Source organism: Micromonospora sp. NPDC049203, from assembly GCF_043197215.1.
GTDB lineage: Bacteria > Actinomycetota > Actinomycetes > Mycobacteriales > Micromonosporaceae > Micromonospora.
The window spans coordinates 63,644-76,651 of sequence record NZ_JBICSV010000005.1 but is presented as its reverse complement, the minus strand read 5'-3'; the positions used below and the strand labels follow the sequence as shown (position 1 = coordinate 76,651).

The 13,008-nt window shown below is 70.8% G+C and carries 9 protein-coding genes; 7 read left to right on the top strand and 2 right to left on the bottom strand.

Going from position 1 to position 13,008, the window contains the following annotated elements; all coding sequences use genetic code 11:
- Positions 1-8: 8 nt before the first annotated feature.
- The 7 genes from ACGFIA_RS15665 to ACGFIA_RS15635 all read left to right on the top strand — a co-directional run bounded on the left by ACGFIA_RS15665 (position 9) and on the right by ACGFIA_RS15635 (position 9,225).
- Positions 9-983: an ABC transporter substrate-binding protein gene (locus ACGFIA_RS15665; protein WP_357472939.1), complete on the top strand. Its 975-nt coding sequence runs from the start codon at positions 9-11 to the stop codon at positions 981-983.
- A 7-nt stretch (positions 984-990) separates the two neighbouring features.
- Complete coding sequence (locus tag ACGFIA_RS15660) at positions 991-1,761, top strand: ABC transporter permease (RefSeq protein ID WP_357384744.1); 771 nt, start codon at positions 991-993, stop codon at positions 1,759-1,761.
- Positions 1,758-2,573 carry an ABC transporter permease gene (locus tag ACGFIA_RS15655; RefSeq protein WP_357384742.1) on the top strand — a complete coding sequence of 272 codons (816 nt, stop codon included), beginning with the start codon at positions 1,758-1,760 and terminating at the stop codon, positions 2,571-2,573. Before ACGFIA_RS15660 ends, ACGFIA_RS15655 begins: the two co-directional genes overlap by 4 nt.
- Positions 2,566-3,378 carry an ABC transporter ATP-binding protein gene (locus ACGFIA_RS15650; protein ID WP_357384740.1) on the top strand — a complete coding sequence of 271 codons (813 nt, stop codon included), beginning with the start codon at positions 2,566-2,568 and terminating at the stop codon, positions 3,376-3,378. Before ACGFIA_RS15655 ends, ACGFIA_RS15650 begins: the two co-directional genes overlap by 8 nt.
- Positions 3,379-3,512: 134 nt before the next feature.
- A complete protein-coding gene (adhE, locus tag ACGFIA_RS15645) occupies positions 3,513-6,077 on the top strand; it encodes a bifunctional acetaldehyde-CoA/alcohol dehydrogenase (protein WP_357384737.1) in 2,565 nt (854 codons plus the stop codon).
- 39 nt (positions 6,078-6,116) lie between these two features.
- Positions 6,117-6,686, top strand: coding sequence for an SRPBCC family protein (locus ACGFIA_RS15640; protein ID WP_357472936.1), 570 nt, complete (start codon positions 6,117-6,119; stop codon positions 6,684-6,686).
- A 109-nt stretch (positions 6,687-6,795) separates the two neighbouring features.
- Complete coding sequence (locus ACGFIA_RS15635) at positions 6,796-9,225, top strand: phosphoketolase (protein ID WP_393260529.1); 2,430 nt, start codon at positions 6,796-6,798, stop codon at positions 9,223-9,225.
- A 75-nt stretch (positions 9,226-9,300) separates the two neighbouring features.
- Here the strand turns inward: ACGFIA_RS15635 and ACGFIA_RS15630 are convergent, their stop codons facing one another.
- Both ACGFIA_RS15630 and ACGFIA_RS15625 read right to left on the bottom strand, forming a co-directional pair.
- Complete coding sequence (locus ACGFIA_RS15630) at positions 9,301-11,265, bottom strand: right-handed parallel beta-helix repeat-containing protein (protein WP_357384731.1); 1,965 nt, start codon at positions 11,263-11,265, stop codon at positions 9,301-9,303.
- 66 nt (positions 11,266-11,331) lie between these two features.
- Entirely contained in the window at positions 11,332-13,005 is a 1,674-nt protein-coding gene (locus tag ACGFIA_RS15625) for a CocE/NonD family hydrolase (RefSeq protein ID WP_357472933.1), read from the bottom strand.
- Between the last annotated feature and the right edge of the window lie 3 nt (positions 13,006-13,008).

Sequence of the window (13,008 nt, the reverse complement as noted above, 5' to 3'; positions counted from 1 at the left end):
GCTCGTCCATGAAGAAGGCCACCGCCCTCGCTGTTCTCGCCGGCGTCGTGATCGCCCTGACCGGGTGCACGGACTCCGATGCCACCGATCCGTCCCCCGGGGCCAGCGGCGACCTGCGGAAGGTCCGCGTGGCGGCGCTGCCGATCAGCGAGACCGCCGCGCTGTGGGGCGGCATCAAGGCGGGCATCTTCCGGGAGCAGGGGCTCGATGTGGAGGTCGTGCCCGCACAGGGCGGCGCGCAGGCCATCCCGGCCCTGATCAACGGCGACATCGACTTCGCCATCGGTCAGCCGTTCGGCCCGTTCCGCGCCGATCTGCAGAACCTCGGTGTGGTGATCATCGGCAACTACGCGTCGTCATACGCCGACGGCGACGACATCAACGCCGTACTGGCGTCGGCGAAGTCCGGCATCACCCGGCCGGCCCAGCTCGCGGGGCGCAAGGTCTCGGTGAACAGCCTGGGCGCCGCCGGCGACGTCACGATCATGGCGGCGGTCGAGAAGGACGGCGGCGACCCCACCAAGGTCAAGTTCGTCGAGGTGGCCTTCCCGGACGCCCCGGCCCAGCTCGCCGCCGGCAACATCGACGCCGCCTGGGTGACCGAACCGTTCATCACCCAGATGCGCAAGCGCGGTGACGTCCTCGTGGTCGCCCCCTATCAGGCCACGGTGCCAGGTCTCACCACCCTGACCACGATCACGTCGAGCAAGCTGACGGACTCCGACGCCGCGCTGGTAGCCGACTTCTCGGCGGCGATGAAGAAGACGCTCACCTGGGCCAAGGATCCGGCGAACGAGACGGCCCTGCGGCAGGCCATCAAGGACAACCTCGAACTACCGGACGCGGTGGCGGACTCCGTGCGGCTCCCGGCGTTCGGCTGGGAGCTCGACCGGCCCGGCCTGGAGCAACTGGCGACCCTCGCCCAGAAGTACCGCGTCCTCGACCGGCGGCCCGACTTCGACCGCCTCGTCCAGCAGCAGTAGCCGGCCGATGCGCAAGGTCCTGCTGGGTGCCGCCGGCCTGCTGGGGTTCCTCGCCGTCTGGCAACTGCTCCCGACGCTGGGACTCGTCGACCCGCACTACCTGCCGTACGCCACCGACGTGTTCGGGCGGCTGGCCGAGGAGGTCCGCGACCTGGCGTTCTGGCGGCGGATCCGGCTCACCATGACGTCGTGGGCGATCGGACTGACAGTGGCGACGCTCGCCGCGGTGACGTTGGGGACTGTGGTCGGGCTGGTGCCGTTCCTGCGTCGCGCGACGCACACGACAGTCGAGTTCCTGCGGCCGGTGCCGTCGGTCGCGCTGATCCCCCTCGCCGTGCTGATGTTCGGCCTGCAGATGCGCGCCGCGCTCGTCATCATCGTCTACGCGGCGTTCTGGCAGGTGTTCGTGCAGGTCATCTACGGGGTCGCGGACGTCGACACCGTCGCCCGGGACACCGCTCGCAGTTTCGGCCTGACCCGCCTCGAGCGCCTGCGGTATCTCGTCCTTCCGACCGCGCTGCCGTACCTGATGACCGGTCTGCGTCTCGGCGCCGCCGTCGCGCTCATCCTGGCCGTCACCGCGGAGATGGTGATCGGCAACCCCGGTCTCGGGCGCATGATCGAGCTGTCCCGCTCCACCGGGGACGCCGTCGGCCTGTACGGACTCGTCGTGGTCACCGGGCTCCTCGGCCTGCTGGTGAACGTCGTCTTCCGCTTCGCCGAACGCCGCTCGCTGGCCTGGCACCAGTCGGTGCTCGCGGACGGGGCAACCCGGTGACCGCCCTCGGCGCGGGCCGGGCCGGCCGTCGCGGCCTCGGCATCCGGGTCGCCGAGAACGTCCTGTTCGCGGTCGGGCTTCCCGTCGTGGCCGTGGTGCTCTGGGCCGTCTGGTCCACCCGGTCGGCGAACCGGTTCCTCGTCGGCCCCCGTACGCTCCTCGACGCGTTCCGGCAGACCTGGATCGGTCCGGCGTTCGTCGACGACGTGCTGCCGAGCGTGTACCGGCTGCTGATCGGCCTGTTCGCGTCGGTCCTCCTCGGCGTCGCCGCCGGCGTCCTCATCGGCCGGTTCCGCCCGCTACGCGAGATCCTCGAACCGCTACTGGAGTTCTTCCGCGCGATTCCGCCACCCGTGCTGATCCCGGTCGCGATGCTCCTGCTCGGCATCACCGACACCATGAAGGTCGTCGTCATCGTGTCCGGCGCGATCTGGCCGATCCTGCTGAACACGATCGAGGGTGTCCGGGCGACCGACAGCGTGATGCTGGAGACCGCGTACTCGTTCCGGATCTCCCGGTGGGACCGGCTGTGGCTGCTGATCCTCCCGGCGGCGAGCCCGCGCGTCATGACCGGCGTACGCCAGGCGCTCTCGGTGGCCCTGATCCTCATGGTCATCTCGGAGATGTTCGCGTCGTCCGCCGGCCTCGGATACCGGATCGCCTACTTCCAGCGGAACTACCTGATCGCTGAGATGTGGAGCGGCATCCTCCTGCTCGGCCTCATCGGCGTCGTCCTCGCCGTGCTCTTCGGTGTCGCCGAACGCCGCGTCCTGCGTTGGTACCACGGAATGAAGGAGGTCACCCGTGCCTGACGGGAGCCCTCTGCTGCGGGTCGAGCACCTGCGGAAGGTCTACGCCTCCGGCCGGGGCGAGGTCGAGGCGATCGGGGACATCAGCTTCACCATGAGTCCCGGTGAGCTGCTGTGCGTCGTCGGTCCCTCGGGCTGCGGGAAGACCACTCTCCTGAAATGCCTGGCCGGGCTCCTCCGGCCCACCAGCGGCCTGGTCGAGATGGAGGGATCACCGGTGACGGGCCCGAGCCCGGCGATGGCTGTGGTCTTCCAGGAGTACGGCCGCAGCCTCTACCCGTGGCTGACGGTCCGGGGCAACGTGGAGCTTCCGCTTCGCCACAAGAAGCTCTCCCGCGCCGCACGCGGCCGGTTGGTCGCCGACGCCCTCGACGCGGTCGGACTGCCAAGCTCGGCGCGGAGCCACCCGTGGCAGCTCTCCGGCGGGATGCAGCAGCGGGTGGCCATCGCGCGCGCCGTCGCGTACCAGCCGGAAGTGCTGATCATGGACGAGCCGTTCGCCGCGGTCGACGCGCAGACCCGCGCGGACCTGGAGGATCTCGTCCGTGACCTGCACCTGACGCGCGGGATCTCCACCGTCTTCGTGACGCACGACATCGACGAGGCGGTCTATCTGGGCCAGCGCGTGCTCGTCCTGTCGAACTCACCGACCCGGGTGCGGGAGGACCTCGTGATCGACCTCCCACGGGAACGCGACCAGCTCACCACCCGGGCCCTGCCCCGATTCACCGAACTGCGGACCCACGTCTACGAGCAGATCCAGCGGGCCAAGCGCGGGCCGGCCGCGACGCCGCACCCGGCACCGTGACCGCACCTCGCCGGGTCACGTAGCAGGCGTACGGACGCGGGCCGGTGGTCCCGTCCGCACGGGTCCATCGGCCGTGCCCGCATCGATCGTCGCGGATCTATGGTCGAGGCGACGGACCGATGGAGGGCGGAAGCATGATCGAAACCCTGGTGGCGAACGGCCTCACGGCGTTGAGCGGCTACGACTCCTTCGGCCAGGAGCAGATCGACGGGATCGTGAAGAAGGCGTCGGTGGCCGCGCTCGGCCGGCACGCCGAACTCGCGATGCTGGCGGTCGAGGAGACCGGTCGCGGCGTGTTCGAGGACAAGGCGGTGAAGAACATCTTCGCCTGCGAGCACGTCACCAACCACATGGCCGACGTCCGCACCGTCGGGGTGATCGCCCAGGACGACATCACCGGCATCACGCAGATCGCCGAGCCGGTGGGGGTGGTGGCCGCGGTGACGCCGGTGACGAACCCGACCTCGACCACCATCTTCAAGGCGCTGCTGGCCCTCAAGACCCGCAACCCGGTGATCTTCGCCTTCCACCCGGCGGCGCAACGCTGTAGCGCGGAGGCGGCCCGCACGGTGCGCGACGCCGCCGTCGCCGCCGGCGCGCCGGAGCACTGCATCCAGTGGATCGACGAACCGTCGGTGGCCGCGACGAACGAGCTGATGCGCCATCCCGACGTCTCGGTGGTCCTGGCGACAGGTGGCAACGCCATGGTCCGGGCCGCCTACTCCACCGGCAAACCGGCGCTCGGTGTCGGCGCCGGCAACGTCCCCGCGTACGTCGAGGCGTCGGCCGACGTCGCCCGCGCGGTGAACGACGTGGTGCTTTCCAAGGCGTTCGACAACGGCATGATCTGCGCCTCCGAGCAGGCGGTCATCATCGACGACGCGATCCGGCCGGCCGCCCTCGCCGAGTTCCGGCGCCTACACGCCCACATCGCGACGCCGGAGGAGAAGTCGCTGCTGGAGAAGCTGCTCTTCGGCTCCGGGAAGCTCAACCCGGACGTGGTCGGGCAGCCGGTGACCTGGATCGCCGAACACGCCGGCTTCCCGGTCGCCCCGGACGCCTCGATCATCCTGGTCCCGGTCGACCGGGTCGGCCCGGCCGAGCCGCTGACCCGGGAGAAGCTCTGCCCGGTGCTCGCCCTGCTGCCCGCCACCGGTCACGACCAGGCCTTCGGGTACGCCGAGCAGATGGTCGAGTTCGACGGCCTGGGCCACAGCGCCGTCATCCACACGCGGGACGCCGACCTGGCCGAGGCGTACGGCCGCCGGGTCAAGGCCGTCCGGATCATCTGGAACGCGCCGGCCTCGCAGGGCGGCATCGGCGACATGTACAACGCCTTCCTGCCGTCGCTGACGCTGGGCTGCGGAAGCTACGGCCACAACTCGGTGTCGCACAACGTCACGGCGGTCGACCTCATCAACGTCAAGCGGGTCGCCCGGCGGACGAACAACCTGCAGTGGTTCAAGGTTCCGCCGAAGATCTACTTCGAGCCGAACGCGATCCGCTACCTCGCCGACATGCCCGACGTGCACCGGGTCACCGTGGTGACCGACCACACCATGACCAGACTGGGGTACGTGGACCGCGTGCTGTCCGTGCTGCACCGCCGCCGCGAGCAGGTGGCCCTGCAGATCATCGACGACGTCGAGCCGGAGCCGAGCGTGCGCACCGTCGACCGGGGCGCCGAGTCGATGCGCTCGTTCCGGCCGGACACCATCATCGCGCTCGGCGGCGGTTCGGCGATGGACGCCGCCAAGGTGATGTGGCTGCGCTACGAGCACCCCGAGGTGGTCTTCGCCGATCTGCGGGAGAAGTTCTTCGACATCCGCAAGCGCGCCTTCAAGTTCCCCACCCTCGGCGCGCTGGCCCAGCTCGTCTGCATCCCCACCACCTCCGGCACCGGAGCCGAGGTCACCCCGTTCGCGGTCATCACCGACACCGCGTCCGGCAAGAAGTACCCGCTCGCCGACTACGCCCTCACGCCGAGCGTGGCGATCGTCGACCCGATCCTGGCCGCCGACCTGCCGGCGGTGGTCACCGCGGACAGCGGCTTCGACGCGCTCACCCACGCGATCGAGTCGTACGTGTCCGTCTACGCCAACGACTTCACCGACGGTCTGGCCCTGCACGCCGTCCGGCTCATCTTCGGCAACCTCGCCCGGGCCGTCCACCACGGCGCCGCCGACCCGGTGGCCCGCGAGAAGATGCACAACGCCGGCACGATCGCCGGCATGGCGTTCGGCAGCGCCTTCCTCGGCATCGTGCACGCCATGTCGCACACCCTGGGCGCCACCTTCCACGTCGCGCACGGGCGCACCAACGCGATCCTGCTCCCGCACGTCATCCGCTACAACGGCACCGTGCCGAACAAGCTCACCGGCTGGCCCAAGTACGAGACGTACCGCGCGCCGCAACGCTTCGCCGACATCGCCCGTACCCTCGGGCTTCCCGTGACGACCGACGCCGAGGCGGTCGAAGCCCTGGCCACGGCGATCGAGCGACTGCGCGACGAGGTCGGCATCGAGCCGTCGTTCGCAGCGGTCGGCGTGGACGAGCGGGCCTTCCTCGCGGCGCTACCGCAACAGGCGCTGAACGCCTACGAGGACCAGTGCGCGCCGGCCAACCCGCGGATGCCGATGCTCGGCGACATGCAGGAACTGATGCGCGCCGCGTACTACGGACCGGCGGCCGCCGGCTGACCCGCCGGTGACCGCCGCCTCGCTCAGGAGGGAGAGGTCATGAAGGGAACAGTGCTCCAACGGCCCGGACGGTGGCTCACCTGGGGAGCCACCGCGATCGAGGTGGACGCGGCGCTGCCCGGTGACGAGTTCCTCGCCGATCCGGACGTCGTCTCCACCCGGGCGATCACCATCGACGCGCCACCCGAGGCGGTCTGGCCGTGGCTCGTGCAGATGGGCAGCGGTCGCGGCGGCGCCTACACCTACGACTGGATCGAGAACCTGTTCGGGCTCGACATGCACAGCGCCGACGCGATCCTGCCGCAGTTCCAGCAGCTCGCCGGCGGCGACGAACTACCGCTCGGCAAGAACGGGCCGGCCATGCGCGTGGAGATCCTCGACCCGCGCCGGACGCTGGTGTTCCGGTCCGCCGACGGGGCCTGGGTGTGGGGCTTCCACCTGCGACCGGACGGCGCGGGTACCCGGCTGATCAGCCGCAACCGGATCTCCCTGGCGGGGCGTCCGGGACCGGGCCGGGCCGCGTACCGGATGGTGATGGAACCGGGCAGCCTGGTCATGGAGCGCCGGATGCTGCTGGGCATCAAGCAACGCGCGGAAGGGACGTCATGAACGTGCCCGGTCGGCGCGTCGCGGTCGCCATCGAGGGCCGAAGGTCCTTCGGCTTGCGGCCTGCGGCCCCCGGTGGCCGGGCCCGGCTGGGCCTAACCTGGATCCGGACATGACGAGATCAGTGAAAGGAAGCACGGTGACCGCGGTCGAATCCGAAATCCGTACGCTCGCCGAACTCGACGACACCGAACTCGCCCGTCTGGACGCGTGGTGGCGGGCGAACAACTACCTGACCATCGGGCAGATCTACCTGCAGGGCAACCCGTTGCTGCGCGAGCCCCTGGCGGCCGAGCACATCAAGCCGCGCCTGCTCGGCCACTGGGGAACCAGCCCCGGCCTGTCGCTGATCTACGCGCACGTCTCCCGGCTGATCCGGCACACCGGCCAGCAGGCGATCTACCTGGCCGGTCCGGGTCACGGCGGGCCGGCGCTGGTGGCCGCCGGCTATCTGGAGGGCACCTACAGCGAGATCTACCCGGACGTCAGCCAGGACGAGGCCGGGATGCTGCGCCTGTTCCGGCAGTTCTCCAGCCCCGGTGGTATCCCGTCGCACGTGTCGGTGACCACCCCGGGCTCCATTCACGAGGGCGGTGAGCTGGGCTACGTCCTGGTCCACGCGTTCGGCGCGGTCATGGACAACCCGGACCTGCTGGCCATCGCGGTGGTGGGCGACGGTGAGGCCGAGACCGGGCCGCTGGAGGGCTCCTGGAAGGGGGTGTCCTTCCTCAACCCGGAGCGCGACGGCGCGGTCCTGCCGATCCTGCACCTCAACGACGCCAAGATCTCCGGTCCCACCGTCCTGGGACGCAAGGACCCCGAGGAGGTACGCCACCTGCTGCGGGGCCACGGCTACGACGTCATCGAGGTCGAGGGCTCCGACCTGCCCGGCATGCACCACCGCTTCGCCGCCGCCCTCGCCACCGCCTGGACGAGGATCCGCGACATCCAGACCGCCGCCCGGGACGGTTCCTGGGACGGCACCCGCCCGACCTGGCCGCTGATCATCCTGCGGTCGCCGAAGGGCTGGACCGGCCCGGACACCGTCGACGGGGTCACCGTCACCGGGACGTGGCGCTCGCACCAGGTGCCGCTGTCCGGCGTCAAGGACAACCCGGAGCACCTCGCGCTGCTGGAGCGATGGCTCAAGTCGTACCGTCCGGAGGAGTTGTTCGACTCCACCGGCACGCCCGTGTCGCTGATCCGGGACCAGGCCCCCGACGGTGACCTGCGGATGAGCGCCAGCCCGCACGCGAACGGCGGCCTGCTCACCCGGGACCTGGACCTGCCGGACTTCCGTTCCTACGCGATCGAGGTGCCCCAGCCGGCGCAGCAGCGGGCCGAGTCGACGCGCAAGCTGGGCGAGATGATGCGCGACATCTACACGCGCAACGCCGACCGGTTCCGGTTGTTCTGCCCGGACGAGACGAACAGCAACCGCCTCGGCGGCGTCTTCGACGTCTCCGACCGCGCCTTCATGGAGCGGGTGACCCCGGAGGACGTGGCGATCAGCCGCGACGGCCGGGTCATGGAGGTGCTCAGCGAGCACAACTGCCACGGTTGGCTGGAGGGCTACAACCTGACCGGCCGGCACGGCATGTTCGCCACCTACGAGGCGTTCGCCATGGTCAGCGCCTCGCAGACGGTGCAGCACGGCAAGTGGTTGCAGGAGGCCAAGCATCTGCCGTGGCGCGCGAAGGTGCCCAGCCTCAACGTGCTGCTGACCTCGACGGCGTGGCGCAACGACCACAACGGCTTCTCCCACCAGGGGCCGGGCCTGATCCAGGTGGTGCTCACCCAGCGCGGCGACGTGGCCCGGGTCTACCTGCCGCCGGACGCCAACACCCTGCTGTCGGTGGCCGACCACTGCTTCCGGTCGCGGTCGTACATCAACCTGATCGTCATCGACAAGCAGCCGCAGCTGCAGTACCTCAGCATGGACGAGGCGATCGAACACTGCGCCCGCGGCGCGGGGATCTGGGAGTGGGCCGGCACCGACGACGGCACCAGCGACCCCGACATCGTCCTCGCCTGCGCCGGTGACGTCGTCACCATGGAGACGGTCGCGGCGGCACAGATCCTGCGCGACCGGCTGCCCGGTCTGAAGGTGCGCGTCGTCAACGTGGTCAACCTGATGACCCTGGTCCGGCCCAAGGACCACCCGCACGGCATGAGCGAGACCCTGTTCACCGAGCTGTTCACCGATGACGTGGACGTAGTCTTCTCCTTCCACGGCTACCCGGGCGCGATCCACCAGCTCGTCCACGGCCGCCCGGACGCGGACCGGTTCCGCGTGCGCGGCTTCATCGAGCAGGGCACGACCACCACCCCGTTCGACATGACGGTGCGCAACAAGGCGTCGCGCTACCACCTCGTGATGGACGCCATCAACAACGCCAAGCGTCTCCCGCGCGGCGCGGCGGACCTCAAGGCGTGGTGCCGCAGTCAGCTCGACCGCCACGAGGCGTACGTGGTGGAGCACCTGGAGGACATGCCCGAGGTCCGCGACTGGTCCCTCGGCGACTGGGCCGCACGCGGCTGAGTCCGGCGCGGACGGTGGCGCCGGACGGCTGGCGCCACCGTCCTCACGGTGCCGGCGGCGGCACAGTGACCGCCGTCAGAAGACGCGCGTACGGCGCGCGCCGGACGCAAGAACCGCGATCGGGCCGACGGCGCCGTCCCGTCCCGGCTGCCGGGGCTCGCCCGTCAGGTCGACGTCCATGACGGCGGGGCTGCCGTCCGCCTCCTCGAACTCCGCGTCGGCGCAGCGGACCCGTTCCAGGTCCCGGCCGGTGACCACACCGACACGTGCCGCGTCGAACGCGTCGGGGAGATCGGTGACGAGCCAGACCCCGTCACCGTCGTCGACGACCGTCGCCGTCGCAACGCCCAGCACCCGTGGCTCGGGCTCACCCTCGAACGGGCGGGCTCCCGCGGCGTAGGCGTTCGCGCGGGCGTACACCGGTTGTCTCACCTCGACGTACTTCTGCTGGTCGCTCGGCGGCTGGTCGGCGAGGCGGGCCAGGTACTCCTCGAACGACGCGGGATGGCCGTCGTATCCGGCGGTGCCGGCCGTCGGTGGCCCCTCACCCTCCGCACCCGCGCCGTAGGCAGCGCCCGGGTCGCCGCCCAGGAAGAGGTTGCCCACGTACCTGTCGTCGCCGCCGTAGATCACCGCGTACCCGGCGACCTGCGTGCTGTGCGGCAGGTGGTACGGCGTGGCGCGGTCCAGCACCGGCTCCAGCCGCACGGTGCCGCAGATCAGGTTGCAGACGAAGGCGCCGCCCTGGCTGAACAGCTCCAGCGAGGCGGGCGAGCCGAAGATGTTGTGCTCGACCAGGTAGGGGCCGTGGCTGACCTCGACGAAGAGGTCCCGGCAGTTGTCGTGGTAGACGTTGCGCGACAGCCGGGTGCCCTGCGCCTGCCAGTCCAGCCAGGTGCCGAGCGAGCAGCCGTGGATGCGGTTGTGCCGGATCACCACGTCGATGGCGGCGTGCAGCTTGATGCCGGCGATCTCGTACCCGTAGAACTCGCGCTTCACTCCGATGCGGTGGATGTGGTTGTCCTCGATCGTGGAGAACGCACATCCGAGGTGGCCCACAATCGCGTTCTGGCCGCAGTCGTAGATCGTGTTGCGGCGGATCAGGTGCGAGCCGACGTGCTCCCGGTCCCACCCGATCCGGCGGGCTGCGAAGACCGACTCCACCTGGTACTGGTAGCCCGGCTTGTCACCGCGCAGGGCCGAGAAGTTCTGCCCGGTCGATCCCTCCTTCCCGATCGAGATCGCCGCGCACTTGGCGTCGTGGATCACGTTGTCCTCGATGACCCAGCCCTTCGCCCAGCCGGGTCCGATCAGGCCCGGCTGGTCGGCGGTCGGCGGCGCCCACGGGCTGGCCGCGTGCGCCAGCTCGAAGCCGCGGACCGTGATGTAGTCCAGGTGCGGCTGTTCCGGGTAGAAGACGCTGCGGCGTACGTTGATCTCGACCAGCTCCGTGTTCGGGTCGGCGCCCTGGAAGTTGGCCCAGATCGTCGTCCGCTCGCCGACTTCGGCGAACCAGACGAGCCGGGTCCGGTCGGGATCGCCTATCGCATGCGTCACCCGGGTCCAGTCGTCGACGATCTCGGTACGCCGGGGCGGATCGTCGACCTCCGCCCGGCTCCCCACCTCGAAGAAGCTCACGCCGTTCAGGTAGACGTCGCCGAGATGCCGGCGTGGCGCACCATCGCGGTAGACGATCCAGTCGCCGGTCACCTCCTCGGCGAACGGGTTGAACGAGCCGAACAACACGTTGTCGACGACCGCCTGCCACACCGTCCCGCCGAGCGGCTCCCAGCCGGTGACGCGTTCCGATCCCTTGATCACCACGTGCTCGCCGGGCGCCGCCTCGTAGGTGATACGGCGGGAGTCGCTGAGACCGCCGTGGCGTGGCTTCACCCACTCCCGGTACTCCCCCGCGTGCACCACCACCGTGTCACCGGGCTGCGCGACGCCCGCCGCCCGGTTTATCGTCCGGAACGGCCGCTCGGCGCAGCCGTCGGCGGAATCCGAGCCGCTGATCGCCACATGGAACACGGATGTCATCGGGGAGCCCTCCTCGTCGATTGATGGAGATGCCTTCGGCGCGGCGGCCGGCACATCCGCGCCCGTTCACGTCCACACCGGCAGGTCGATGGCGGACGGGCGAGCGCCGTCGTGGGAGATCTCCTGCTGCGCCCGTACCGTGGTGGTCGCGGTGGCGGCGGGTTCGCCGCTGCCGGGATTGCGGGCGTAGCGCGGATGCGCTCCGGAGCTGACCTGGACGGCGACGCGGTGGCCGGGGGCGAAGCTGTGGAACGCCGGCCACAGCGACACGTCCAGCTCGACGAAACCGTCTGCGTCGGGCCGCGGGTCGGTGGCCGCGGTGCCGACGCCGCCGACGCGGCGGATGCCGTCGCACACGCTCATCGAGCGGCCGTCGGGGTGCACGTCGCAGATCCGGACGAAGACGTCCGCGCTGGCTGCCGTCGAGCGGAACCGGACGCGGGCGATCGGCTCCCCGGCGAGGACGACAGCCTGCTCCAGCGGTCGGCTGCGGAAGACCGCCACGTCCGTACGGCGTTCGTGGGCGCTGTTGTCGACCGGCCCGGGGGCCGACCCCAGCCCGGGGCCGCCGAGTGCGGGTGTGGGCCGGTCGGGGTCGTAGGTGTAGCGGGTGCTGCCCCCGGCCGGTATGGCCGGGTCGAGCAGCCCGGACCGGTGCAGGTGCCACCGCCGCACGGAGGTGCCCGGCGGTGGCCACGCGGACAGATCGCGCCACTGCTGCGCGCCGGTGAGGAAGGCACGCACCGGCGCCGGCCGGGCCGCGGGCGCACCGGCGAAGTGTTCCTTGAGGAACGCGATCGACTCGGCGAGAAACGGGCTCTGCTCGCTGGTGTGGCCCCACGGGCCGATGGTCAGCCGGGGCGGGCGACCGGCTGCGGCGAGCCGGGCGTAGTTGCGCAGCTGCCAGGGAAGGAAGATGTCGTACCAGCCGGTGGCCATGTACACGGGCGCGGTGACGTCGGGCACCGACGCGGTGTGCGACTGCCGGGTCCAGTAGTCGTCGGTGAGCTTCTCGTGGGCCAGCCAGTCCTGGTACCAGCCGATCGGGTGGCCCGCCACCGCGGTGTCGCCGCCGGACAGGGGCAGGACGTCGAAGGCTTCGGCCAGCCTCCGGTCCGGCCGCCGCGCGAGCCACGCCCGGACCAGGGTGCCGTGCACGCCCCGCAGGGCCATCCGGCGCGACCAGCCGAGCGAGCCGCCCAGCGAGAACGCGCCGTTGTTCCAGGTGACGGCGCCGAAGTCGGCCATCGTGACGTTCAGGCACAGGGCATCAGGGGCGTTGACGGGATCCTCCCGGCACATCCGGCCCGCCACGGCCCACTGGGTGTAACCGAGGTAGCTCTCGCCGAACGTCGCGACCGTGCCGGTGAACCACCGCTGGCGGCGTACCCACCGGTGGGTGGTCATGCCGTCGCGCTGTTCGTCGAGCTGGGGCCGGAAGGTGCCACCGGAGCCGCCGGTACCGCGGCAGCTCTGCACCAGCACCGTGAACCCCTCGCCGGCGAGCGCCGGCGCGTGTGTGAGCGAGGCGTGCCGGCCGTACGGCGAGCGGACGACGATCGTGGGCAACGGCCGTTCCACCGGGCCGGCCGGCAGGTAGAGGTCGGCGATCAGCTCGACGCCGTCGTCCATCGGCACGCGCAGCCCGCGCCGCACCGTGAAGGCGTACGAGGGCTGCGTGGCCGTGTCGCGACGGGCCTTCCGGCGCCACCCGGCCAGTCGGCGGCGCAGGCTCGTCATCAC

Bases quoted from the DNA above. Each gene is read 5' to 3' on its own strand.
- ACGFIA_RS15665 (WP_357472939.1), top strand. From the start codon at position 9: ATGAAGAAGGCCACCGCCCTCGCTGTTCTCGCCGGCGTCGTGATCGCC.
- ACGFIA_RS15660 (WP_357384744.1), top strand. From the start codon at position 991: ATGCGCAAGGTCCTGCTGGGTGCCGCCGGCCTGCTGGGGTTCCTCGCC.
- adhE (WP_357384737.1), top strand. From the start codon at position 3,513: ATGATCGAAACCCTGGTGGCGAACGGCCTCACGGCGTTGAGCGGCTAC.
- ACGFIA_RS15640 (WP_357472936.1), top strand. From the start codon at position 6,117: ATGAAGGGAACAGTGCTCCAACGGCCCGGACGGTGGCTCACCTGGGGA.
- ACGFIA_RS15635 (WP_393260529.1), top strand. From the start codon at position 6,796: ATGACGAGATCAGTGAAAGGAAGCACGGTGACCGCGGTCGAATCCGAA.
- ACGFIA_RS15630 (WP_357384731.1), bottom strand. From the start codon at position 11,265: ATGACATCCGTGTTCCATGTGGCGATCAGCGGCTCGGATTCCGCCGAC.
- ACGFIA_RS15625 (WP_357472933.1), bottom strand. From the start codon at position 13,005: ATGACGAGCCTGCGCCGCCGACTGGCCGGGTGGCGCCGGAAGGCCCGT.